The sequence below is a fragment of the Kolteria novifilia genome, assembly GCA_007748055.1.
In the GTDB taxonomy this organism is placed as follows: Bacteria; Planctomycetota; Planctomycetia; order Kolteriales; family Kolteriaceae; genus Kolteria; species Kolteria novifilia.
Genome location: CP036279.1, coordinates 6,129,389 through 6,153,460, shown reverse-complemented (window position 1 = coordinate 6,153,460; position 24,072 = coordinate 6,129,389). Strand labels below are relative to the sequence as shown.

The following is a 24,072-nucleotide window of genomic DNA, read 5'->3' as shown; positions in this document are numbered from 1 at the left end:
ACTCGCTCTAACGGGTGATGACATACACGACGAGAAAGAGAGTCACGGAGACCCCGTTGACGAAGTGCCAATACCAAGCGATCGCTTCCATCCCCGGGGAACTGCGGGCATTGAGGCTCCCCGAGAAGGCGATCCCCATCATGATCAGCAGCATGACACATCCCGCCAGGACGTGTCCAAGGTGAAAGCCGAAGAGGGTGTAGAAGCTCGAGCCGAAGAGGTTGCGGTTGATGGTCAATCCATCGACGGCGATCAACTCGCGCCACTCCAGGCCGGTCACGATGAGGAACCCGACCGTCAAGATGAAGGTCAGGATCACCCCGACGGTGCAACTGGTGCAGCGGCCGCGCGCCAGGTCGCGGGAAGCGAACTGGACCGTGATGCTGCTGACGAGCAACAGGATGACCGCGACGAGTTCGCGTCCGACGTTGAGGACCTCGGGGGTCGGGCCGCCGTCGTCTTGGCCGAGGAACTTGAGGTAGGCGACGATCAGGGTCGCGAACAGGGCCGCTTCTGAAAAAAGAAACGACGCCATGCCGACCTTCAGGGGCGTCCACCCGCCGAGGGCATGTTGGTCGTGATGGGGGCTCTCGGCGTGGGCGGAGAGCGCGGCTGCGTGATTCACGGTGGCGATCTCTCCGTTACTCGTGTTCCCAATCGGGGTCTTCGGGGTGCTTGAGATCCCAAAGAGGACGACGGCTGCGGACCGCGGGGATGACTTCGAAGTTGTACGCCGGCGGCGGCGACGTCGTCAGCCACTCCAGCGTCCAGGCATCCCAGGGATCGTCGCCCGACCGCTCTCCGGACCGCAGCGAGCCGATCAAATTGACGGCGAAGACGATAAAGGCAGCGGCTTGGACGAGGACGCCGATGGTCGAAAGCTGGTTCCAAATGTCGACGCCAAGCTCTGGATCGTAGGTGTAGATCCGTCGCGGCATCCCCATGAGTCCGGAGATGTGCATCGGGAAGAAGGTGAGGTTGAAGCCGATCATTAAGAGCCAGAAGTTCCACTTGCCGAGCGTCTCGTTCATCAGTCGGCCCGACATTTTGGGGAACCAGTAGTAGAACCCGCCGAAGATGCCGAAGAGCGTCCCGCCGAAGAGGACGTAGTGGAAGTGGGCGACGACGAAGTAGGTGTCGCTGGCTTGCCAATCGAAGGGGACCGCCGCGAGCATGACGCCGCTGAGGCCGCCGATCAGGAACATCGCCAGGAAGCCGAGACAGAAGATCATCGGTGTCTGGAAACGGATCTTCCCCCCGTAGAGGGTCGCGATCCAGTTGAACATCTTGATGCCGGTCGGGATCGCGATGAGGAACGTCGAGCCCGAGAAGAAGATGTCAATCGTCCGACTCAGGCCCAGGGCGAACATGTGGTGGGCCCAGACGCCGCAGGCGATGAACGCGATCAGGACCGTGGCGGCGGCGACCGACTCGTAGCCGAAGATGACCTTCCGCGCGAAGACGGGGATGATTTCGGAGATCATGCCGAAGGCCGGAAGGATCAGGATATAGACCTCGGGGTGGCCGAAGAACCAGAAGAGATGTTGCCAAAGGACCGCCGAGCCCCCCTGTTGGGGATCGAAGAAGTGGGCGCCGAGCTGGCGATCGAGCAGGAGCATCGTCTGGGCGGCGGTCAGCGGCGGGAAGGCGATCACGATCAGGACCGCGTCGACGAGCATCATCCAGATGAACAGGGGCATCCGTCCGAAGGTCATGCCGGGGGCGCGCATCGTCAGGATCGTCGCGATGAAGTTGATGCCACCGCTGAGCGTTCCCAGTCCGCTGGTCATCAGCCCGAGGATCCAGTAGTCGGTGCTCATCCCGCGCGAGAAAGTCGCCGACGTCAGCGGCGCGTACGCGAACCAGCCGACATCGGGAGCGCCACCTTGGAGGAAGCTGTAGTAGGTCAGTAAACCGCCGAGGATGAACATCCACAGTCCGAAGGCGTTCATGCGCGGGAAGGCCATGTCCCGAGCGCCGATCATCAGCGGGACGAGAAAGTTTCCGAAGCCGACCAGGATCGGCATGCCGACGAAGAAGACCATCGTCGTGCCGTGCATGGTGAAGAGTTGGTTGAAGGTATCGGGCTCGAGGAAGTCGAAGCGCGCTTTCCAGAGCTGGATCCGCATCAGCGCCGCCTCGGTGCCGGCGCAGACGAGAAAGAAGAGTGCCGCGAGCAGGTACATGATGCCGATCCGCTTGTGATCGACGGTCGTGACCCATTCGAGCAGGCTCGAGCGGCGCGGCGATTTGTCGGTCATCTCGGGGACGGCGACCGTGGTGGCCATGACAACTCCGCGCGCTAGTGAAGCGTTTCCAGATAGGCGACCAAGTCGTCGAGCTGCTTGCTGGACAACTGAAAGCTTGGCATGAGGCAGCCGGGCTTGATGGATTGCGGATTGTCGACCCAATCCCGGAGGTTCTTGGGGTTGTTCTCCACCATGCCCGAGGCCAGCGTCTGCCGGCTCATCAAGTGCGTCAGGTCCGGCGCGAAGGTACCGTTCGCGGGCGTTCCCTTGATCGTGTGGCAGTTCATGCAGGCGAGGCTCATGAACAGTTGGCGGCCGGCGGCCACCTTCGGATCATCGACCGCGGGTTTGGCCTGCTGGGCCGCCCATCGCTCGAACTCCTCGGGAGACTCGGCGACGACTCGCAGCAGCATGTTCGCGTGCTGGGTGCCGCAGTACTCGGCGCACTGTCCGCGATAGAGTCCTGGTTGCTTGGTCGCGAACCAAAGCAAATTCGTTCGGCCTGGAACGACATCCATCTTCCCGGACAGTTGGGGCACCCAGAAACTGTGAATGACGTCGACCGATTGCAAGTCGAGAAAGACGGCTCGCTCGTTCTCGTCGTCGCCAATGGGAACGTGGAGTTCGTTGGCGGTGGTGACGCCCAGTTCGGGGTAGTGGAACTCCCACCACCACTGGTGGCCGGTGACGACGACCCGTAGGGCGTCCTCGGGGACGTCGACTTTTCTGATTTGGACGATCGAGCGAAGCACGACCAGGAAGAGGACGAAGACGATCAGGGCCGGCGCGACGGTCCACGCGATCTCGACCGGCTTGCTGCCGTAGATCTGCGGTGGTTCGCTTTCGTCGCCTTCGCGCTTGCGGAAGCGGACCATGCAATAGATCAGGGCCCCTTCCACGATGAGGAAGATGGCGCCGACCACCGCGAGGAGTAGGTAGAAGAGAAACTTGATCGAGTCGGCGGGCGGCGAGACGGTTTGGACGATGTTCGTCTCCCCCGCGGCGAAAACGCTCGAGGCGAAGAACAACAATCCAAATGCAAGCAGCAAGATGCCGCGTCCGTGGCGTTTGGCTTGCACTGGGATCAACCCCTTGGGACGCTGACCCGTCATGCCGATCCGCTATTACCGAGGAGAGAATGTTTTCCCAGGACTCCTGGTCCACCACGCTGGTTCTATCGTATCGGCCACTCGGCGTCACCGAAAATCGGAAACAACTGACGGGCGACAGACAGCCCGGACGGGAACGTCGCCGCGGCGAGGGTTCGGGCGGCGATGGGCTGTGTCGAGTTGCGTGTGGTCAAGAAGGGATCGCGGATCGCCTAAACGTCGACGAGACCCTCCCGAATGGCGAAGCGAGCGAGCACGACCCGGTCGTGAATCTCGAGCTTGGTCATCAGGTTGGCGGTGTGTCGAGCGACCGTCTTGGCGCTGATGCCCAACACCTTGGAGATCTCCTTGCGTGGAAGTCCCTCGGCGAGATAGCGAAGCACCTGCACCTCGCGAGCGGTGAGCGTCGCCATGCGCGACTGCTTGACGCCGTGAATGGCGTTGGCTCGTTTTGGGTTGACGATCCGTTCCTCGACGTCGGGCGAGAAGTAGGTTTCTCCCTGGGCGACCTTCCGGATCGCGTTGACCAGCGACTCGGGTGTGTCCGCGGTCGTGAAGTAGCAAGCCGCCTCGACCGCGAGAGCGCAGTCGATCGCGTGATCGCGCGGAATGCGGCTGAGGAAGCAAAGACGCGTTCGCGGAAGCGTCTTGCGGATGCGCTCGGCGGCCTCAAACGGGTTCAGCCCCGGCATTTCGTCGCTCAGAAGGATGACCTCCGGCCGCAACCGCTTGGCGGCGGCGACCGCTTCGGTCCCGTCCTCGGCGGTTCCCGAGACCGTCAAGTCCGATTCCTTCTCGAGTAGACTTTGCACCGACTCCCGAACGAACGTCTCGCTGGACGCCAGAAGGATGGAAATCGATGCTTCACTGCTGTTCGAATCGCTCACTGCGGCGTGACCTTGAAAAAAGTGTGCGAGTCATGTCCGAGGCGAGAATGGGCACGAGAGAGAAGGTGAGTCTACCGTTTCCGCTTCGCGAGAACGTGGTCGCCAACGTTCGTCAGCCTACAACGCTCAATGGAAGTTCGCGGGGAACGATCCGTTTGGCTCGATCCCTGCGATGGAAACAACCGATCCGTCGTGGATGGCGGCCGATGCGAACTTAGAAAGCGCTTGGATCCCGCGCGGTGCGTCAGGGCACGGCGGCATCACGAAATGCAGGCGATCGAGTCGCGGTGAAAGACTTTACCCGGTCTCAGCCTATTCTTTCCTCCGGCACTACTCTCCCCCCGCATACACTCTAGCCTTGACTTCTGCTGGAGCCATGGGGATTTTGGTGTATCTTTTGTTGTTGTTAATGGTTGCGTGATTCTTGGGCCTCTCCGTAGGCCTCCATCATGTTGCGATTTCACTAGAAAACCGAAAGAATTAGTGAGTCCCGTCAGCCAAGAACGTGAGGGCTAAGTTTGGCGATCGAGGCGCTAAGGACAATCCAGTAGAAGCAAAAAAAGCCACAATCAGTCGATTTTCATCACCTTCTCTTCACCGTCAACTGACGATTGGTGACTCCGCATGGCCTCTTCTCCCAGCGACTTCATCCCGAGCGAGCTTGGGCTCTCGAGGCATTCTCGCGTTCAGTGCTGGCAGCATTTGGCCGCCCTCTTGGTCGTCATGGCGGCCGCCGCCGCTCCCTTCCCCTACCTCGCCGACTCAGGCTTTCGCGGCACCGCCGACCTGATCAGCACCATCGAAATGGTCGGAGCGCTCTTCGGACTGGTCACCGGATTGGCGTTCGTCCTTCGCTTCTACGCCCTTGGCAACCGATTCCACCTCTTCATCGGACTCGCCTTCTTCGTCAACGGCGTGGAAGACCTCGTTCACGGCATCATCGGATCCCGCGACCTTTGGGGGTTCTCCGGCTGGTACTACCAAGAGTTCCTCCGCGCGACCTACGTCACCGGACAACTGCTGATGGGCCTGACGCTGTTGATGGCCTTGATGTTTCCGGCGTGGATTGCTCGGGGAGCCAATCGGCAACGCGAAACGATTCTCACGTCGTTGATCGTCCTGCTGATCACGACGATCGCCGCGGCGGTGCTCGTCCCTCCCGCTCCGCGATTGGTCGGGCCGTTTCCCTTTGTCGGCCGACCCGCCGATCTGCTCTCGTCCTTCGTGCTTCTGGTCGCCCTCATCGTTTACCTGGTTCGCTATCTGCAGCGGCGCGAGATGCTCCTGTGGTGGGTGGCTCTCTCCATCGGGGTCAACCTCACCGGCCAGCTCATGATGCTCGCCTCGGTGGAAGTCCACGACGCCCTCTTCGAGGCGGCCCATCTCTACAAGGTCGTCGGCTACCTCATCCCACTGCTCGGCTTCTTCCTCTACCAGACGTTGGTCGTCCTCGAGTACCAACGCTCCCAAGTCGAACTGATCGCCGCGCGCGAGGAGGCCCTGGCGGCGACCCGGGCCAAGTCCCAGTTCCTCGCCAACGTCAGTCACGAGATTCGCACGCCGATGAATGGCGTCATCGGGATGACGGCGCGACTGCTGCGCTCGTCGCTCTCGGCCGATCAACGCGAATCGCTCGAGGCGGTGCGCGACTCCGCCCAAGCCTTGCTCGACCTGCTCAACGATGTCCTCGACATTTCCAAGATCGAGGCCGGCAAGCTGACGCTGCGAACGTCTCCCTTCTCCGTGAGGCGCTGTCTCGAGGAGGCGACGCACGCGGTCGCGTTCGAGGCCTCCGAGAAGGGGCTACGTCTCTCGACCGACGTCGATCCGGAGGTCCCCGACGTATTGCTCGGGGATGCGGTTCGGCTACGACAGGTCTTGGTCAACTTGCTGGGCAATGCCGTCAAGTTCACGCTCGAAGGCTCGGTCGACGTCAGGATCACCGTCGACGGTGGCGATGAGGAGACAAAGACGCTGCACATCACCGTTCGCGACACCGGGATCGGCATCTCCGAGGAACAGCAGGAACTGATCTTTGGACTCTTCGTCCAGGGCGACGGTTCGACCTCCCGGCGGCACGGCGGTACCGGGCTCGGACTTGCGATCGCGCGGCAATTGGTCGAGATGATGAACGGCGAGCTTTGGGTCGAAAGCATGTGGGGCGAGGGAAGCACCTTCCACTTCACCGCTCGGTTTCCCCTCGTTTCCGCCGAAGAGCAGGCCCTGCTGCTCGCGGATGGGGACGAACTCGCCGATGCGTCGACGCGCGAGGATGCTTCGCCCCGGCCGCTTCGGATCCTCTTGGCGGAAGATAACGCGATCAACGTCAAGGTGGCTCAGAGCCTGCTCGAGGACTTGGGCCACGAGGTGCTTGTCACCGCCGACGGCCCCGAAACGATCGAGCTCGCCCAGTCCGAGGTTGTCGACCTGATCCTCTTGGACCTGCAAATGCCGGGAATGGGCGGTTTGGAGGTGACGCGGATTCTCCGCGACCGCGAAGGGGAGTCCGGTCGACGGGTCCCGATCGTCGCGTTGACGGCGCACGTCATGAAAGGGGATCGGCAGCGGTGTCTGGAAGCGGGGATGGATGATTACCTCGGCAAGCCGATCGACGAACAAGCCCTCAAGGCGGTCTTGCGGAGAATTGCGCTCGCGAGCCACGATGGGTCGGCGGAGCCGGAGGAGACAGTCGTGCGCGAATCGGCGTCCCGTGCGCGTGATGGGGCCGAGTCTGGATTGATCGATCGCGCGCGTCTCCATGCTCAAGTTCGCGGCGACCCCACGATCCTCCGCGAGATCGTCGACCTCTTCCGGGGGCAGTCGAGAGACCTTGCCGATCGGATCGCGCTCGCCCTCGCGGAGCGTGATTTTGAGGAACTGGCTCGCGGTGCTCACTTGCTCGCAGGTTCGGTGGGGAACTTTCACGCCCTCGCGATCCGGCAGGAGATGCTCGACTTGGAGTTCGCGGCGAAAGCGGGGAGTGTGGCGGACTGCGAGCGAAGCGTCAACGCCTTGCCCGAACGGATGACGCGGCTTCTGGCGGAACTCGATCAGCTCATCGGGAGTCTGGAGAAACCGGCCGAGCGTGCGAAGTAGACATCCTGTCGTTCGACGCGCGCTCTCGAAAGCTCCCCTCTCCCCGTGGGTGAGTGAGACTCTTGTTCCCCTCTCCCCGTGGGATATTGAGCCTCTTGTTCCCCTCTCCCCGTGGGATATTGAGCCTCTTGTTCCCCTCTCCCTGTGGGAGAGGGAGCCTCTTGTTCCCCTCTCCCTGTGGGAGAGTGAGCCTCTTGTTCCCCTCTCCCTGTGGGAGAGGGGTTAGGGGTGAGGGGGTTCTGGATGAGCGAGGTCTGGGTGGATGAAGGGGTTCTGGGTAAGAGATTCTCTTCCCCGAACCGTCATTCTCGTCACGCGAGGTGATCCCCTCACCCGGCTCGCGTTGCTCGCCGAACTCTCCCCGAGGAGAGGTGGTAGGGACATGCCATTGAAGGGTTGCCGTCCCCTACGCCTCGGAAGCGGCTTTCAGCCGATCGAGATCCTCTTGCGTCACGGTGATGTGGCGGATCATGCCGCTGGGGCAGCGGACGTAGTCGAGTTTCTTCGTCTCGCTGGGCGAGGCGTGCAGCAGCGTGGCGATTCGGACCTTCTCCCCGTGAGGGAGATCGAGATCCGTCGGCCAGGTCGTCTTCTGCTCGACGACGAGCGTCTCGCGTCGTTGATCGAACTGATTGTCTTTGACCGGTGCTTTCGCCATCCCACGATTCTCCTAGCGTCGTTCCCCATCCGACGCGGCGGCGTCGGTGTTTGTGCAGAAAATGTAGCGATCGGCGCGGCGCACTTCCATCGAAAAGACCGCCGCCAGAACTCCTTGGCCGTCCGCGCCCAGCCGCCTTACCGCTCGGCGACGTACTCGGCGGTGACGGCCGTCGTGATGCCCCCACGGGGACTAAAGTCGCCGACGAGCTTGGCGCGTTTCGGCTGACAGGCCGCGACGAAGTGGTCGAGGATGCTGTTGGTGACGTGCTCGTAGAAGATCCCCCGCGTGCGGTAGGCCTGCAGGTAGAGCTTGAGCGACTTGAGCTCAACGCAGAGTTCGTCCGGCGTGTACGTGAAGGTCAGCACGCCGAAGTCGGGCTGTCCCGTCTTCGGGCAGAGGCTCGTGAACTCCGGGCAGCGGATCTCGATCGAATAGTCCCGTTTGCCCGCGTACTGGTTTGGAAAGGTCTCCAGCGCCGGCAATTCCTCGTCACTCATCACCCGGTTCCTTCGTCGCTCTGGGAGGTTTCGTCTCCTTGATCATATAGGGGACTTGGTGCGACGCGGCTTCCTTCAGCGCGTCCCGAATCGCCCTGTCGACGTCGGGTCTCGGGTCCGGCAAGGCCTCTTCCAGAGCTTCGACAGCCTTCGGATTAGACTTCGCAAACTCCGCGAGGTCCTCAACGACCACCAGACGGAGCTGCCAATCGCCGAGATGCAAGCCTTCCGCAAGGGCCTCGAGTGCCATGGGCGATTCTCGCGCCTGCTCAGCGAGCCGTTTCGCCGCGAGAGTCTGAATGGTGAAAGGGGTTTGGATTTGGATGTCGGGTTTCGGATCGAGCAAGTTTATCTTGAGCGATTCGATTACTTCCGGCCTGATCGGGCGTAGGTGGGCCACGCAGTTGAGGGCGGTTTGCCAATGCTTCCAGCAGTCTCCGCCCGGCTGGGAACAGAGTGCGACGTAGGCATCCCAAATTTCCTTGCGATGGGGATTGCGACGAGCCAGCGGTTCGAGAGATTCATGCGACCGGCCGGCTAGAGAGTGAGTCGAGGCACGCCTACGAACAGAGAAGATCCACGTCCGGACGGCGGACGAGTCTTCCGAGAGAAGAGGATCGACGCCGTTCGCATCGCGGAAGTTTTTGGTTCAACTAGCGTAATCGCTCGGCGCTACGTCGCCAAGTGCTTCTTGAGGAAGGCGAGTTCGGACTGGGCCTTGGCGATGCGCTCGTCGAGATCGGCGGTGTGGTACTCGGCGTGGAGACTGATGATCCCGTTGTAGTGCTGGTCGATCAGTCCTCGGCGAACGTCTTTCCAGTCGACGATCCCCTCGCCGACGGGGACGGTGACGTGACGCCAGCCCTTGTCGGTCTTCTCGTAACGCATGTCCTTGATCGCCAGGAGCGAGAAGTATTCGGCGACGGTGCTCAGGCCCATGCGGAGCGGGGCGCCGTCAACGGTGTCGTGGCCGGTGTCGACGTAGCTGCCGACGTAGTGGGGGTCGATTCCCTCCAGGAGTAGGAGTTGGGCGGCGCAGTTGCAGCCGAGGTAGTTGCCTGAGTGGGTGTGGTAGCAGGCGCGGACGCCGGTCTTCTCGCCGAGCTTGGCGAAGCCCTCCATTTGCTTGCGGGCGGCGGCGAGTTCCTTGGCGTAGTCCTTCATGAAGCGGAAGTAGCCGATCTTGATGTAGCGTACGCCGTTCTCACCACAGGCTTCGAAGATCCGGGCGGCCTCTGGGGTGCTCGGATCGGTCATGTTAGTCGGAGCGGTGACCAGCGGGATCGCGAGGCCCTCGCTCTTGAAGACGCTGATCGCTTCGGGCAGTGCCTTGGCGACGTTGGTCGGGTTGACCGGATAGCCTGGCCGGACGGCGAAATCGGCCCCATCGACGCCCATTTTCGTCAGGATCGAGGCGATTTCGGGCAAATTCTGGTCGCGAAAGTGCTTGCTGAAGTAAAGGTATTGCATGGTGTCTTCTCGGCGGGTTGGCTTGTTGGTGGCCCCATCATGCCATGATGGGGGGCCGGATGCCAGTCGTTGGGGAGGGTGAAGTTCGCCAAACGATCCTCGGTCAGAATGCCTTGGGTGCATTTGTCTTGAGTGCTATGCCCACGCTTGCGTGGGCATAGCACCCGGAGTCTTGCAAAAGGTCTTGATGAACGCTCCATCTGATCTCAATCACTTGTTCGTCGTTCAGCCTTCTCCCACGACCTCCTGCGGCTGCGCCGCCCCGGTAGCACAGCAACCGGGGCTACCCATGAGGCGGAAGGATTCTCCCCGCATGGCCACGCAAGCGTGAAGCATGGCACCCGGAGTCTTGCAAAAGGTCTTGATGAACGCTCCATCTGATCTCAATCACTTGTTCGTCGTTCAGCCTTCTCCCACGACCTCCTGCGGCTGCGCCGCCCCGGTAGCACAGCAACCGGGGCTACCCATGAGGCAGAAGGATTCTCCCCGCATGGCCACGCAAGCGGGGAGAATGGCACCCGGCCAAGTCTCTGCGGATAGCGACCCGTGGCGTGGCGGTGGGTTTCTTTCCCAGCATGCCCACGCAGGCGTGGAAGATGGCACCCTGCCATGGCACCCGGAACGCTCATAGGATGAAAGAAGGAAGTATCTGAGGGATCAAGGGATTCGGGAGAAAGTCACGCGATGATCGACGAAGCACGGACGTTCTTTACGGAGCTGATGGAGACGCCGAGTCCCTCCGGCTACGAGCAGCCGGTGCAGAAGGTGATCCGCAAATGGTCAACGACGCATGGGGCCGAACACCGGACCGATGTCCACGGCAACGTCATCGCGACCATTAACCCCGAGGGGCGCCCGCGGGTGTTGCTCGATGGGCACTGCGACCAGATTGGGCTCATCGTCCAATACATCGACGAGAACGGTTTCTTGCGAATTCTGCCCGTCGGCGGCTGGGATACGCAAATCCTGCTCGGACAACGGGTGACGGTTTGGGCCGATTCGGGGCCGATTGTCGGCGTGATCGCCCGGAAAGCTCCGCATCTGCTGAAGACCGAAGAGCGTAAGAAGGTGCCGGAAGTGACCGACCTTTGGGTCGACGTCGGGGCGAAGAGCCAGGAGGAGATCGCCGAGGTGGTCTCGATCGGGGACCCGGTGACGGTCGCGTTGGGCTTCCATTCGATGCGAAATGGGCTGCTTTGTGGTCCGAAAATGGACGATACGACCGGTTTATTCTCCGTTTTTGACGTTTTGCGACGACTTTCGGGCAAAAAGTTCGAAGCCGGGCTCTATGCGGTCTCCGCCGTACAGGAGGAGATCGGACTTCGCGGGGCGAAGACGGCGGCTCATGGAATCGACCCCGACGTCGGGATCGCGGTCGACGTCACCCACGCCACCGATTGCCCGACGATCGACAAGAACATCAGCGGCGATGTGAAACTCGGGGGCGGTCCGGTCATCTTCCGGGGGCCGAACATCAACCCGGTCGTCTTCCGTATGTTGGTCGATTTGGCCGAGGCGAACGGGGTGCCCTACCAGCTCAGCGGAGCCAATCGCGGGACATCGAACGACGCCAACGCGTTGCAAATGACCCGTTCCGGGGTCGCGACAGGCTGTTTGGGGATTCCCAATCGCTACATGCATAGTCCGGTCGAAATGGTCGCAGAGGCCGATTTGGACGCGACGGCCGAGTTGATGGCTCTCTTCGTGGAGAATTTGACGGCGGACGTCGATTTCACTCCTTAGAGGCCCGTCGTCCTGGAGAGGCACGCCACCGCCTGGCTTGACGGAGAAGGGGGATGCGGGTACAGCCGCGGAGAAGGAATCGGTGTTCGGTGGCGTGGAGTTCCGCGAGGCACCGGCATTGGGATTGGTACATCGCGGGCGATTGCATAAGTTGAGCATGCCTTCCCTGGGTGCTGCACTCATTCCGAGCCATGGCCGACAACCCGGTCCGTTCGGATAGCGAGGAGCGACGCGATCGAGGATCGCCCTTCTCGGGAATCGACTTAATTGCCTCCGATGAATGGATTTAGGGTCCTTCTCCAATCTCTCTCTGAGGCGCGGTACACTGGTGCTCCTCCGGGGTTTGGGGGGCTGGGAGCGATCGGGACGAACGACGACCCGGAACGTCGCCATCGATTCGAGGCGACGACGTTTCCTGGCTGCGGGATTTCGGGCACGCCCCTGAAGTCCTGACTCGCGACGAATCGCTGCGCAATCGAGGAAAGGATCGTGGTCACGATCACCCGACCCACGACCGACTTCAACGAGCCGGCTCACCGCTACCTCACCGGCTTGGAGGAACTGCTCCGCTACTATCGCGAGCGGTCGCTTGTCGGTGAAGACATCACCGAGGCCGAGGTCCATTTCGCGGCGTCGCTGGCCCGGTATCGTTTTTCTCCCCCTCCCGAAACGCTCGTCAACGATCGCTTCCACGTGATGGTCTTCGGCGGAGCCGGGGCCGGAAAGAGTACCGTCGCCAACATTCTCGCCGGCGACGACGTCGCGGAAGTCAATGCACAAGCCGGGTTCACCAAGCATCCGATCGCGCTTTATGGCGGCGATTTCGGGAGCCCCGACGAGGCCTGGCCGACGCATCTGGGCCTATTGGAACGCTACGACGGGACCGAATCGTCCAGCACCAACAAAGATCATTTCGGCTATCGCCGGGTTCCGGGCGATCCGGTCGCCTCGACCTTCTTGCATCAATGGGTGGCGTGGGACTGTCCCGACCTGACCGCGAAGGACTCCGATCGCTACCAGCCGCGCCTCGTCGAGATCGCCGCGTTGACCGACGTGGCGATCTATGTCGCCTCCGACGAGCGTTACAACGATGAGCTTCCGACCCGCTTTTTGCAAATGCTCTTGGACGCGGGCAAGCCGGTGGTCGTGGCGTTGACCAAGTCGGCGCCGATGGATGTCGAGGAGCTGACGCGTCTCTTCCAGCAGCAAGTGGTCAGCTCGCTTCGCGGTGCCGAGCGAATCGTCGCGGTCGTCCCCGTCCCCTCGCCGCCGCCGGGGCGCTATCACGAGCTTTGGACCAGCTCCTATCCGCACACGGGGGAGCTGCGCGAGGCGGTCGAATCGGCGGTGTCGAACAAGCTCGCCGAGAGCCGTCGGCAAGAGCGCCTCCGAACGGCCGAGTATCTGAGCATGCTCCACGCTCGGCTGCTCGCGCCGCTCAACCGCGATATCGAACAGTGGAATACGTGGCAGGATCTGGTTCGCAAGGATGCCGCGATCGTCATCGACCGCTACGCCCGCGAGTACCTGGCGGGGGTCGAGTACCAACAGTTGGTCGACGCCCAAGAGCGGGTGACGTCGAGCTTCGCCCTGGGCGGTGCCGCCGAGATCCTCGATCGCGTGCTTGAGTCGCTGCGGACGCCTGGCAGGCTCGTGAAGAAGTACGCCGAGTGGTTGATCCAACACAAACCGATCGAGCTGCCCGACGAGGATCGCATCCTGGACAAGCTCCGCAAGGAGATGCTTCAGAATCTGACGGTCGAGTGTGCCGCCCGCCGGGAGGAGCACACGCTGTGGACGCAGCTTCACGAATCGCTGCGCACCGAGGCGGTCGCGTTGGTGGAACCTCCCTATTTGCTGACACGGGCCCAGCATCGCCAGAAGTTCGACGAACTACTGGTGCGGATCACGCACGAGATCGTCGAGATCCTCGAAGCGCGGGCGACGCTCTTGGTGGCGCTGCGGGTAGTACGCGCCGTGGCCGACATCGTCGCGGTGGGACTCGTCATCTACTGGGTGGGGCTTTCGCCCTGGCTATTCCTGTTGATTCCGCTCAGCATCTGGGCGCTTGAGGAGATTTTCCTCTCCCTGTGTCGCCAATTCGTCCAACGACGTCGCCAACAGCTCGTCGATCATCAGCGTTCCCAAGCCGAGGAGTTGCTCAACAAGGCGTATGTCGAACCGTTGGGGAACTTGCCGGGAGCAACCGGTCCTCAACTGAGATCGCTGTCGCGGCTGGCGCGCGAGTTGCCGCGTGATCTGGCCGATCTGGCCGAGGCGTCCCGAACGCCGGTCGGCCAGGACTCAGGGGCGGGTCATGACGACAGCGATCGATAGTTCCCTGATCGACAAGACGGCCTGTGTCGACCAACTCGCCGAGTCGCTCCTCGCGTGGCTCGACCAGCCGCCGCTGGTGCCGCCCGATGCCGACAATGAGCGAACGCTGCGCGACTCGATCGAGGATCTGCTGGCGCGGATCCGTCATCTGCGTTCGGAACCTTCCCTGCTCACGGTGATGTTTCTCGGAGGCACCGGCGTCGGTAAGTCGACGTTGCTCAACGCGCTGGCGGGAAGCAACATCGCCGAAGCGAGTCTCGCTCGGCCGACGACCCGCACGCCGACCGTCTATCACCATCGCGACGTCGCGATCGATCGGCTCGATCCGGTCTTCAAGACGTGTCACCACGTCACGCACAATCGCCCGGAACTTCGGCATAAGGTGCTGATTGACACGCCCGACGTCGACGGCTCGATCAAGGAGAACTGGGATACCCTCGGCGAGATGCTCCCGCTCGCCGACGCGGTCGTCTACGTCGGTTCCCAGGAGAAGTACCACGACCGGTTCGCGTGGGAACTGATGCTCAAGCACCGCTCCTCGCGCGGGTTCGCGTTCGTCATCAACAAGTGGGACCGGTGCCAGCTCTCGCTCAACGAGAAGACGGGGCTCGCCCCCGACAAGGACCTTCGCCAGAGTCTCGCCGAGGCGGGATTCGGCGACCCGCTCGTCTTTCGCACGTGTGCCAGCCACTGGTCGTACCAGCGATTGCATCCGGAGAAGGATCTCGGGCGGATCGACGACGACTTTCTCCGGCTTGAGGACTGGGTCGAGGCGGGCCTCACCGACCGGGTTATCCGCGACATCAAAGTTCGCGGCATCGTGGGGCGACTCGAGGAACTGCTCGGCGCGCTGGGGCAACTGATTCCCCCTTCGTGGAACGAGCAGACCAACCTCCTACGCAAGGAGTGGGAGCGAGCCCTGCTCGACGGCCTGGCCGATCATGCCTCCTTGCTCACCGCGGCCGCCGACGTCCATTCGTCGGCTTTCGAACGCTACTTCAGCCATGTCGCGCGGGGAAACTTCCGTGGCCTCTTTCGCGTCTACTTATCGGTGATCGATTGGCTGACGCAGTTGCGCGTGCCATCGTTGTCGAGCCTGCGGACGACCGAGGAGATGCGCATCAACGAGTTGGTCAATCGCTGCGTCGCGTCGATTCCGCAAGCGACGAGGTCCAACTACCATCAAGCCCTGACGTCGAACTTGCTGGTGTTGGCCGACCGGAAGGGGTGGCCGGTGAAGACCCTGCGGGACTTCCTGCCGAAGACCTCGTCTGATTCCCTGGGAGACGCGGTGCTCGCGGACATTCTCGGCGAGCAGCTCCAAGCCCTCGAGAAGCGATTCACCGATCCGACCGGCGGCCGGCGTGCCCAACAAGCGGTCGTGTGCGGGTTATGCGACTGGCTGCCGATGGGGATCGTCATCATCCTCTTCCTCAAGTGGTGCTACAACGCGGTGATGACCGGCTTTTGGGATTTCGAGGACTACCTCGGATCGCTGCTGGTCGTCGTCGGAACGCTGATGGTGCTGCACATGTTGCTCATTCGGACCATTCCCTCGCGGTGGGATGTGTTGCGCGACGAGCTTCGAAAGATGATCGGCACCCGACTCGTCGAGAAGGTTGGCCCGATCTATCTCTCTGGTCTCGAGGACTTTCACGAGCAACTCAAGTCGGAACGCCGCATGGTTGTCGAGGTCCTGGAGGACCTGACGCGGCTGCACGATCAGCTTGAACGGGCCGAACGCCCTGGCAGCCAAAGCGGCATGTTCGCCCATCCCACCGAAGGCTGACATCCACGAGGCAGTCGCCTCCTCCGTCGACTCATTCTGATGCAGGGAAGCGTCCATTCGGCGAGCTGACGCCGGGGATCGAGCGATTCTCTTTCTCTCGATCGCTGGTCCGCGGCGAATTCGCGTCTCCCGAATGCGAAGAAGTGCTCGAATCGCCGGAACACCTCGACTACAATTCGGCGGGGAACGTCTCTAATCAACCGACGACACTTGAGTTCGAGGATCGAAAGTCGTGGAGCTATCGACTACTAACTCGTCGAAGCAACGACTCCGTTCCGATTCGGAGTCTCTGTCGCTGACGTCGTTTCTCTTCGACCTGGACGGAACACTCGTCGACAGTTACGGCACGATTCAGTCCTCGGTCAACTACCTGCGCCGCGGTCACGGTCTGCCGCCGCTCGATCTTCCCACGATTCACAAGGCTGTCGGACGAGGGGTCGGATGGCTCCTCGAACAAACGCTGCCCGGCTGCGACCCGGAGGTCGAAACGCCACTCTACCATCGACATCACAAGGCGATCATCGGGCGAACCAAGACTCTCCCCGGGGTCCGACGCACGATCAAGTCGCTCTATCGTCGAGGCTGTCGACTGGGGATTTGCAGCAACAAACCACTCGCGTTGACCCAGGTCCTCTTGGCGGAGCTGAAACTCGAACCTCTCTTCGAGATTGTGCTCGGACCGGAGTCGGTCACTCAGCGCAAACCGGCCCCGGACATGATCGAAGTAGCCCAGTCTCGCTTCGGCGTCGACTCCGACCAAGTTCTCTATGTCGGCGACATGACGATCGACATTGAGACCGCCCGCGCGGCGGGAGTGCCCGTTTGGGTGATTCCGACCGGTTCCCATGATGTAGAGAGGTTGCGTGAAGCAAAGCCCGATCACATCATGACTCAGTTCAATGAGCTTCTTTCGCTGGTCCCGCGTCGTTAGTGGGAACTCTGGTTCACTCCACGACCTGTTTTGCCCGATAGATCGATTAGGCGGACTCTCATTCCATGAGCAAATGGGAGGTCTGGTGAATTCGGCGCTGCCGGGATGTGGTCGGGTTTTTCTCTAGTGTACCCAGATGGCCGAATATCGACGATGATCGCGAACCGCTTGCGAGCGGGCCTGGCCCCAATCTTGTTTCTCCTTCCCCTGGGCTGCGCGGGAACGTCGATCAAGTCGACCAACCCGTCAGGCTCGACGCCCGACGTCGCGCTTCTGCCGCCGCCGACCACCAGCCATTCGCGAAAAGAGAAGCAAGACGACGAACGGAGGATCCGAAACCTCCTGCTGGACGAACCAAACGATCCACGCCACTACGAGGCGTTGGGGGCGCTGCTCTACAAGGAAGGACGCTATCAAGCCGCCGCGAAGGCGTTCGCTTCCTCGGTCCGGCTCGATGGATCGAATCCCCAGGCACGGTTTCGACTCGCCCAGGCCCTCGCCCGCCAGGGCAAGAGCAAGGAGGCGCTTGACGAGGCTGACTACATCGTCAAACGCTATCCCGACTTCGGCGAGGCCCACGCATTGCGTGGAACCATCCTCCGGTCGCTTGGGCGAAATCAGGAGGCTCTTGACGCGTTCGAGCGCGGCTACCGGGCCCATCCTCCCTCAATCACGGCAGGCTCGGCGTTGGCGAAGTTCGATCTCGTCCGTGGTGACGCCGATTCCGCGGCCGATCGGCTCCGCATCTGTTTGGCCCGCGATCCTCGCAACGTTCGACTTCGCGAGCTCTACGCCCAAGCCCTCCAGCAAGCGGGGAATCACCGTCAAGCCAAGGAGGAGTGGAGCCGACTCGTCCATCGAGGTGACGGCGGCGCCAACGCCTACTATCGTTTGTCGGAGCTTTGCGCCCAAGCCGGCGCGGCCGACGAAGCACTCGACTACTACGAGTCCGGCAAGCGCCTCGATCCCCATCATCCCGACGCCGGTCGAATCAAGGAACTCCTTTCGTCGACGCCCCAACAGGTTGCCGCTCCCCCCGCCTACGCCCCTTTGCTGAATCGTCGTTAGCGTCCTGGCTAGCAGCCCTGTTGATTGGTTCATTGCCAAAAGATCCCTCGGGTGCCATGCCCCCGCTCGCCGTGGGCATGCGGAAAATGCCTATGATTTGGCAATCCTCCGCACGATCTCAGCGCCGAGTTCTAGTGCGACGAACGTGCCAAGTGGGATCATGGTCGGGAGGGTCGCCGAGTTCCCTCTCGATCGACTCTCCTTTTCCTCTCTCGTACAAAAGCTCTTTCCGTTTGGTGGTCGAGTTCCGAGAGTCTCTCGGCGATAGGATCGAGTTGCTGCATGCGCGTCTTGGTGCAACGAGTCTCACGGGCGTCGGTGACGATCGAGGGAGAGGTCGTCGGCGCGATTGGGCAGGGGCTGCTCGTCTTGCTCGGGATCACCGCGTCCGATGGCGATGCCCAGATCGAGTTCCTGGCGGAGAAGCTCCTGGGGCTACGCATCTTTCCCGATGACGAGGGGAAGATGAACCGCTCGGTGCGCGACATCGGCGGGGGGCTGCTGGTGGTCAGTCAATTCACGCTCTATGGCGATTGTCGCAAGGGGCGTCGTCCCAGCTTCATCGACGCCGCCCCGCCACCGATCTCCGAGCCACTCTATGAACGCTTCGTCGAACGCCTGCGGCGAAGCGAACTCGAGGTGCAAACCGGGCGGTTCGGGGCGATGATGGATGTCGAACTGGTCAATGATGGCCCGGTCACGCTGATGATCGAGGCTCCCGCGTAGCGGACAAGGGGAACGGGGCCGCTCGCCGGCCAGTGCCAAGAAGGTGTCAATGTGCGCACGCTACTGATCGAGACGAGCACCAGCGAAGGCGCGGTCGGTCTCGCCGCGGGGACGCGACTCGTCGCTCGCAAGCAACTCTCCCAAGCGCGCCGGCACGCGCGGGACCTCATTCCCGCGATTGGCCAGCTTCTCGACGAGGCCGGTTGGGCCCCGAGGTCGATCGAACTGGTGATCGTCGATCGTGGGCCGGGAAGTTACACCGGGCTTCGCGTCGGGATCATGACCGCGAAGACCTTCTGCTATGCGACCGGGGCCATGCTGGTCGGAGGTTGCGCTGCCGACATCCTCGCTCATGCGGCTTCGGACGACGCGCTGTCGGTCGCGACGCTCATCGATGCCCAGAAGGGGAACATTTACGCGCGGCACTTCACGCGGACGGGTGCGGGCGAACCGCTCGAGCCGACAAGCGAATTAGCGGTCGTCGACGCCAAGGAGTGGCTCGCGACCTTGCCGGAGGGAACGCTTGTGACTGGTCCGGCACTCGATCGCTTCGCGGATGTCGTTCCCGCGACGCTACGGACAACCGAAGAAGGACGCCGCTATCCCGAGCTTTCGTCCCTGTTAGGGATTGGTCGGTCTTCTTGCGACGCGGGCCGGCGCGACGATCCCTGGGGACTCGAACCGACGTATCTCCGACCCAGCGAAGCCGAAGAGCGTTGGCGACAGCGACACGGCGCGGACGCGTCTTGACCGCGGCGTCGGCCATGGTCGACGCCCGAAAGACGAATTTTCTCGGGGATCTGTACAGCCTTCGACGGACTCCTATAAATTCGGTGGGGAAAAACCAACCGATACACCAATGCCTAATCGATCTTAGAGCATTCGGGGAAGGGGGAACCGTGGCACGCATCGTGCGAAGGGAAGAAGGTGCGCGCAAGGCGCGTTTGGGGTTCACACTGGTCGAACTCTTGGTCGTGATCGCGATCATTGGCGTACTTGTCGCGCTGCTCTTGCCAGCGGTACAACAGGCCCGCGCGGCGGCCCGCCGGATGCAATGCACTAATCATCTCAAGCAGTTGGGCCTGGCCTTACACAACTACCACGATGCTCACGGGGTGTTCGTCTTCCGCAAGGGCGGGACGACGGGAAGCTCGAGTGGATTGAGCGATAACTGGAGCCGTTTAAGCGGATTCGTTCCGCTCCTTCCTTACATCGACCAGCAGGCGCTGTACGAGAACATTCAACGGGGGGACTCGACCTACCCGCCCGGCGGCCCTTCGCCTTGGACCAGTTGGTCGGTTTGGAACAAGGTCGTTTCCCAGTACATGTGTCCCTCCGATCCGTTCCCGACGAAGATTCGCTGCAACAACTACGCGTTTAGTCTCGGGGACTCGATCAACAGTGTTAACTACGATCACACGATTCGTGGGATGTTTCCCTATCAGGCCTGTTATTCGCTAAGTAGCGTCTCCGACGGCACGGCGCAGACCGTGGCGATGAGCGAGCACGCCCGCGCGAACTTCAATCGAACGTCGGACTTGAGTCGGCTGGATCCACGAACGGCCTTGATTCTCGACCAGACAAACTTGGCGAGCAATCCCAGTAGTTGTCAATCCGCCACTCCCTCTTCCATCAAGGGAAAGTTCGGCACGATGATGACGGACGGTCAGATCGAGCGAGTCGGCTTCCACACCGTGCTGCCGCCCAATCACATTGGGTGTTCCGACGGCTCGGGCGGAGACGGCAGCGCCGACTCGAATACCGCCATCCTGCCTCCGAGCAGCTACCACCCCGGCGGAGTGAATGCCTTGATGGTGGACGGCGCGGTTCACTTCATCAGCGACTCGATCGATACCGGTGACTTGACTCAACCCGAAGTCTCCTCCGGTCGTAGTCCCTACGGCGTTTGGGGCGCACTTGGGTCGAAGGACGGCGGCGAGCCGATCGATCGGCCATTCTAAAGAGTTGTGGTGACGTCACTCGCTTGAAAATGGGCTCGATCGTAGGGGAGCACTCGATGCATGTTGTTCGCTCGTTCCACCGCTTCGCCGTTTGCGTCGCGGTCGTCGGTTTGGTAACACTCGGCGGCTGTGGCTTGCGGAGCCAGCCGACCGTGAAGAGTTGGCCCGAATTGCAGACACTTCGCGAGTCGGCCTACAGCCTTGAGGTGGCGGTCACGCAAAGTAAGAACGTCAAGGTCGCCAAGAGGGCTGCCGAGCACTATTCGAAGGTGTTGGACACTTTCGAGAAGGCGGGGGTGCCGTCGGGCTACGCGAAGTACGAATCAGCGACCAAGCAGTCGATCGCGACCTCTCGCGAGTTGGTCGACGTCATCGGCAACGGCGATCTTGCCAAAGCGCAGGAGCTTTCCCTGCGGTTGAGCAAGGAGATCGCGAAGTTACCCGAACTGATTCACACGGTGGACGAGTCCTGACCGAACGTTTAATCCGCCCGGCGATCCGGCAGGGGTGGGTTTGAGGTTTGCCTTGGGTCTTTCAATGTGTTCGCGGCGCCCCTCCAGTCCGATGGGAGTGACTCTCCGGACTCGAAGGTTGTTGCCGAGACAAAAAGTTCATGGGGAAAGCCGCGGAAGCCATTGCATTCGTGCTCGTTAGGAACTAGGGTTAGGCCGGGGAATACCTACATTTCGTGGCTTCGTCTTGTAGCGTCGATCTGTCTCTCGCAGACGGTGTGGGCCGGCCGAGATTGTCGACATGACTTGAGCGTTTTCGGCAAGGTAATTTCGCGTCCTTGTTCTGACGAGCGGGTTCGCCCGCTTCGCTCTTAATGTCTGACTCCAGCCCGCTCTTGTGTGCGCGTTCACGGGTTGACCTTGACGAAAACGGTGGATTGTTCAGTCTTCGTTCATGGAAGGTCATCGGGAGCAAGCATGGAGGATTGCGACGGCGCCACTCGAAGAGCGAGTGGTCGCCATCGAGGAGATCCTGATTCGTCTGAGTAAGCTTGAAGAAGAGGTAGAGGATCTTCGGGCGAAGGCGGGTCAGGATTCGACGAACTCTTCTCGTCCTCCTTCGAGTGATGGTCCTCGTGGCCAGTCCAAGGGGAAGGCGAAGCGCAAGCCACCCTCCGCGCCAACGGGTCGTAAGCGAGGCGGTCAGCAAGGTCATCCGAAACACTCTCGGCCGTTGACGCCTCCGGAAAAGGTGGCCGCGGTGGTCGATTGCAAACCGCGGTCGTGCGGTGATTGTGGGGCGCCACTGCATGGGGACGACGCGACGCCCGTCCGGCATCAGGTCGCGGAAATCCCTCCCATCGAGCCGGTGGTCACCGAGTATCGACTTCATGAGTGCGTCTGCGACCGGTGTGGGGCTCGGACGCGCGGCGGCTTGCCCAAGGGGGTACCCACGGGCAGCTTCGGTCCCCGGTTGACCGCGATCTTGGCCTTGCTCTCGGGCGGCTGCCGGTTGGGGAAGCGGACCGTCCAACAATTGGCCGACCAACTCTTCGGCCTGACCATCTCGCTGGGCATGATCTGCAAGTTGGAACGCCGGGTGGCCGAGGCGTTGGAGCAGCCGATCGCCCATCTTGGCGAGTACGTGCGAACCCAGCCGGTCAACATCGACGAAACCTCCTGGCGTGAGCATAAGAGCAAGAGTTGGTTGTGGGTGGTGGTCGCTCCCTTGGCCACCTTCTTTCACATCGCTGACCGTCGAACTGGCCAAGTGGCCAAGTCGCTGCTCGGCGAAGCGTATGATCAAGTAGCCACTTCGGATCGTCACGGCGCCTACAACTGGATCAAGCATCGCCAACTTTGCTGGTCGCATCTGCGGCGCGACTTTCAAGCCATGGTCGATCGCGGCGGAGCCGGTCAGCCCATTGGCGAGCGTTTGCTATCGATGTCCGATGCCCTCTTTATCTGGTGGCATCGGGTTCGTGACGGCGATCTGGCCCGCAGCAGCTTTCGCACCTATGTCAGCATCCTCCGTGGCGAACTAACCGACGCTCTCGAAGCGGGAATGCAATGCGGCTGCGCGAAGACCGCGCGGATCTGTAAACGATTGCTCAAAGAAGAAGCGCATCTTTGGACGTTCGCACGCCTCGAAGGGATCGAACCGACCAACAACACCGGCGAGCGAGCGATCAATGTCGCGGTGCGTTACCGTAAAATGAGCGGGGGAACCGACAGCGAGGCGGGAAGTCGATTTGTCGAGCGCGTCCTCTCGGTCGTCGCCACTTGCCGACAACAAGGCCGCGACGTCCTGGAATATCTCACGGAATGCCTGCAGGCCAAACTGCATCAACTCGAACCGCCTTCGCTGGTACCATCACGCGAGCACTAACATCCTACCCAACCAAACCAACACGCCCGCCGATCAAACCCCGTGAACGCGCACGCTCTTGTTCGGGATGACGATGCCGTAAGCAGCCGGCGCTCAGTTCGCGACCAGATCTTAGGGGGATGTCGATGAACCATGCTCGTATGGAACGGAACTTTTCTTGGGGCCGTCCGAAACAGATAACTCGTGCGGGCTTCACGCTCATCGAATTGCTTGTAGTCATCGCGATCATCGGCGTGCTCGTCGGTCTCCTCTTGCCGGCGGTTCAGCAGGCCCGTGAGGCGGCGCGCCGGATGCAGTGTGCCAACCACCTCAAGCAGTTGGGACAGGCCCTGCACAACTACCACGACATTCATGGAACGTTCGTCTTTCGCAAGGGAGGGTCGGGTGGCGGTAGCGATGATGAGAGTAACCGCAACCGACTCAGCGGCTTTGTTCCGTTGTTGCCATACGTCGATCAAGGGGCTCTGTGGGATCGGATTCAAGAGGGGGCGCCGCCGACCATCGCTCGCGGTGGACCACGCGGATGGAGCGGTTGGTCGGTATGGCGGAAAGTGATTCCGACCTATCTCTGTCCTTCCGATTCCTACACGCAGAAAGTGCAAGCCAACAATTACGCCTTCAACATTGGGGATACGATCAGTGGAACGGCGACCTCGCCGTCCGTTCGCGGAATGTTTGCTTTTCAAACATGTTACCGGATTGATGACGTGGCCGACGGGACGTCCAACACGCTGGCGATGAGCGAGCACGTTCGCGGCAACCTCGCATACACCTCGCCGGTCTCCGACTTCGACCGGCGATTGGTTCTCTCGATGGACCAGTCGGGCATTACGTCAAACCCAAGCTCGTGTCTTGGGGGGACGCCATCGGCGATCAAGGGACGCTTCGGCACCGTCATGACCGACGGTCAGTCGGAATCCGTTGGCTTCACGACGGTCTTCTCGCCCAATGAAATGGGATGCGCGGTCGGGACAAATCCGAATCGCGACTCGAGCACGAACATCCTGCCGCCCTCGAGCTATCACCCTGGTGGTGTCAATGTCTTGATGGTCGATGGAACCGTGCACTTCATCAGCGACTCGGTCGACACCGGCGATTTGACGCAAGCTCCCGTCAGCTCAGGCAAAAGTCCCTACGGTGTCTGGGGAGCGCTCGGATCGAAGGATGGCGTTGAGCCAATTCAGGATCGGCCTTTCTGACGGCCCGTC

Annotated in this window: 20 protein-coding genes; 12 read left to right on the top strand and 8 right to left on the bottom strand. The window is 61.6% G+C overall.

Going from position 1 to position 24,072, the window contains the following annotated elements; all coding sequences use genetic code 11:
- Positions 1–7: 7 nt before the first annotated feature.
- The 4 genes from Pan216_RS22660 to Pan216_RS22645 form a co-directional block, all read right to left on the bottom strand.
- Positions 8–625, bottom strand: coding sequence for a cytochrome c oxidase subunit 3 (locus Pan216_RS22660; RefSeq protein WP_419192867.1), 618 nt, complete (start codon positions 623–625; stop codon positions 8–10).
- 16 nt (positions 626–641) lie between these two features.
- Positions 642–2,288: a cytochrome c oxidase subunit I gene (ctaD, locus tag Pan216_RS22655; RefSeq protein WP_145261659.1), complete on the bottom strand. Its 1,647-nt coding sequence runs from the start codon at positions 2,286–2,288 to the stop codon at positions 642–644.
- Positions 2,289–2,302: 14 nt separating this feature from the next.
- Positions 2,303–3,361 (bottom strand): cytochrome c oxidase subunit II, encoded by a 1,059-nt coding sequence (gene coxB, locus Pan216_RS22650; RefSeq protein ID WP_145261657.1) that lies wholly within the window; start codon positions 3,359–3,361, stop codon positions 2,303–2,305.
- Positions 3,362–3,570: 209 nt separating this feature from the next.
- On the bottom strand, positions 3,571–4,245 hold the full coding sequence (locus Pan216_RS22645) for a LuxR C-terminal-related transcriptional regulator (RefSeq protein WP_145261655.1): 675 nt from the start codon (positions 4,243–4,245) through the stop codon (positions 3,571–3,573).
- 624 nt (positions 4,246–4,869) lie between these two features.
- On the opposite strand from Pan216_RS22645, the gene Pan216_RS22640 reads away from it, so the two are divergent.
- Positions 4,870–7,341 (top strand): ATP-binding protein, encoded by a 2,472-nt coding sequence (locus tag Pan216_RS22640; protein WP_145261652.1) that lies wholly within the window; start codon positions 4,870–4,872, stop codon positions 7,339–7,341.
- A 406-nt stretch (positions 7,342–7,747) separates the two neighbouring features.
- Here the strand turns inward: Pan216_RS22640 and Pan216_RS22635 are convergent, their stop codons facing one another.
- From Pan216_RS22635 to Pan216_RS22620, 4 genes are all read right to left on the bottom strand, one after another.
- Complete coding sequence (locus Pan216_RS22635) at positions 7,748–7,999, bottom strand: hypothetical protein (RefSeq protein ID WP_145261650.1); 252 nt, start codon at positions 7,997–7,999, stop codon at positions 7,748–7,750.
- 137 nt (positions 8,000–8,136) lie between these two features.
- Positions 8,137–8,499, bottom strand: a complete 363-nt coding sequence (queF, locus tag Pan216_RS22630) for a preQ(1) synthase (RefSeq protein ID WP_145261648.1) — start codon at positions 8,497–8,499, stop codon at positions 8,137–8,139.
- Complete coding sequence (locus Pan216_RS22625) at positions 8,492–8,749, bottom strand: HEAT repeat domain-containing protein (protein ID WP_145261645.1); 258 nt, start codon at positions 8,747–8,749, stop codon at positions 8,492–8,494. Before Pan216_RS22625 ends, queF begins: the two co-directional genes overlap by 8 nt.
- A gap of 422 nt (positions 8,750–9,171) precedes the next feature.
- Positions 9,172–9,969 carry a sugar phosphate isomerase/epimerase family protein gene (locus tag Pan216_RS22620; protein WP_419192866.1) on the bottom strand — a complete coding sequence of 266 codons (798 nt, stop codon included), beginning with the start codon at positions 9,967–9,969 and terminating at the stop codon, positions 9,172–9,174.
- A gap of 684 nt (positions 9,970–10,653) precedes the next feature.
- Between Pan216_RS22620 and Pan216_RS22615 the strand changes: the two genes are divergently transcribed.
- The 11 genes from Pan216_RS22615 (at position 10,654) to Pan216_RS22565 (ending at position 24,063) form a co-directional block, all read left to right on the top strand.
- Entirely contained in the window at positions 10,654–11,712 is a 1,059-nt protein-coding gene (locus Pan216_RS22615) for a M42 family metallopeptidase (RefSeq protein WP_145261641.1), read from the top strand.
- A gap of 489 nt (positions 11,713–12,201) precedes the next feature.
- A complete protein-coding gene (locus Pan216_RS22610) occupies positions 12,202–14,049 on the top strand; it encodes a GTPase domain-containing protein (protein ID WP_145261639.1) in 1,848 nt (615 codons plus the stop codon).
- Entirely contained in the window at positions 14,030–15,838 is a 1,809-nt protein-coding gene (locus Pan216_RS22605; RefSeq protein WP_145261637.1) for a GTPase, read from the top strand. The genes Pan216_RS22610 and Pan216_RS22605 overlap by 20 nt, the downstream gene beginning before the upstream one ends.
- Positions 15,839–16,070: 232 nt before the next feature.
- Positions 16,071–16,769 carry an HAD family hydrolase gene (locus Pan216_RS22600; protein WP_145261635.1) on the top strand — a complete coding sequence of 233 codons (699 nt, stop codon included), beginning with the start codon at positions 16,071–16,073 and terminating at the stop codon, positions 16,767–16,769.
- Between the two features lie 153 nt (positions 16,770–16,922).
- A complete protein-coding gene (locus Pan216_RS22595; protein ID WP_419192865.1) occupies positions 16,923–17,837 on the top strand; it encodes a tetratricopeptide repeat protein in 915 nt (304 codons plus the stop codon).
- A gap of 282 nt (positions 17,838–18,119) precedes the next feature.
- Positions 18,120–18,563: a D-aminoacyl-tRNA deacylase gene (gene dtd, locus Pan216_RS22590; protein WP_145261631.1), complete on the top strand. Its 444-nt coding sequence runs from the start codon at positions 18,120–18,122 to the stop codon at positions 18,561–18,563.
- Between the two features lie 51 nt (positions 18,564–18,614).
- On the top strand, positions 18,615–19,313 hold the full coding sequence (tsaB, locus tag Pan216_RS22585; protein ID WP_145261629.1) for a tRNA (adenosine(37)-N6)-threonylcarbamoyltransferase complex dimerization subunit type 1 TsaB: 699 nt from the start codon (positions 18,615–18,617) through the stop codon (positions 19,311–19,313).
- A 149-nt stretch (positions 19,314–19,462) separates the two neighbouring features.
- Complete coding sequence (locus Pan216_RS22580; RefSeq protein WP_419192864.1) at positions 19,463–20,524, top strand: DUF1559 domain-containing protein; 1,062 nt, start codon at positions 19,463–19,465, stop codon at positions 20,522–20,524.
- 56 nt (positions 20,525–20,580) lie between these two features.
- On the top strand, positions 20,581–20,997 hold the full coding sequence (locus tag Pan216_RS22575) for a hypothetical protein (RefSeq protein WP_145261627.1): 417 nt from the start codon (positions 20,581–20,583) through the stop codon (positions 20,995–20,997).
- A 433-nt stretch (positions 20,998–21,430) separates the two neighbouring features.
- Complete coding sequence (tnpC, locus tag Pan216_RS22570) at positions 21,431–22,864, top strand: IS66 family transposase (protein WP_419192686.1); 1,434 nt, start codon at positions 21,431–21,433, stop codon at positions 22,862–22,864.
- Between the two features lie 125 nt (positions 22,865–22,989).
- Positions 22,990–24,063 carry a DUF1559 domain-containing protein gene (locus tag Pan216_RS22565; RefSeq protein ID WP_419192863.1) on the top strand — a complete coding sequence of 358 codons (1,074 nt, stop codon included), beginning with the start codon at positions 22,990–22,992 and terminating at the stop codon, positions 24,061–24,063.
- The last annotated feature ends 9 nt before the right edge of the window (positions 24,064–24,072 follow it).

Coding starts and splice junctions, on each gene's coding strand:
- ctaD (WP_145261659.1), bottom strand. CDS start 2,288: ATGGCCACCACGGTCGCCGTCCCCGAGATGACCGACAAATCGCCGCGC.
- coxB (WP_145261657.1), bottom strand. CDS start 3,361: ATGACGGGTCAGCGTCCCAAGGGGTTGATCCCAGTGCAAGCCAAACGC.
- Pan216_RS22640 (WP_145261652.1), top strand. CDS start 4,870: ATGGCCTCTTCTCCCAGCGACTTCATCCCGAGCGAGCTTGGGCTCTCG.
- Pan216_RS22635 (WP_145261650.1), bottom strand. CDS start 7,999: ATGGCGAAAGCACCGGTCAAAGACAATCAGTTCGATCAACGACGCGAG.
- queF (WP_145261648.1), bottom strand. CDS start 8,499: ATGAGTGACGAGGAATTGCCGGCGCTGGAGACCTTTCCAAACCAGTAC.
- Pan216_RS22625 (WP_145261645.1), bottom strand. CDS start 8,749: ATGGCACTCGAGGCCCTTGCGGAAGGCTTGCATCTCGGCGATTGGCAG.
- Pan216_RS22620 (WP_419192866.1), bottom strand. CDS start 9,969: ATGCAATACCTTTACTTCAGCAAGCACTTTCGCGACCAGAATTTGCCC.
- Pan216_RS22615 (WP_145261641.1), top strand. CDS start 10,654: ATGATCGACGAAGCACGGACGTTCTTTACGGAGCTGATGGAGACGCCG.
- Pan216_RS22605 (WP_145261637.1), top strand. CDS start 14,030: ATGACGACAGCGATCGATAGTTCCCTGATCGACAAGACGGCCTGTGTC.
- Pan216_RS22595 (WP_419192865.1), top strand. CDS start 16,923: ATGATCGCGAACCGCTTGCGAGCGGGCCTGGCCCCAATCTTGTTTCTC.
- dtd (WP_145261631.1), top strand. CDS start 18,120: ATGCGCGTCTTGGTGCAACGAGTCTCACGGGCGTCGGTGACGATCGAG.
- Pan216_RS22575 (WP_145261627.1), top strand. CDS start 20,581: ATGCATGTTGTTCGCTCGTTCCACCGCTTCGCCGTTTGCGTCGCGGTC.
- tnpC (WP_419192686.1), top strand. CDS start 21,431: ATGGAAGGTCATCGGGAGCAAGCATGGAGGATTGCGACGGCGCCACTC.
- Pan216_RS22565 (WP_419192863.1), top strand. CDS start 22,990: ATGAACCATGCTCGTATGGAACGGAACTTTTCTTGGGGCCGTCCGAAA.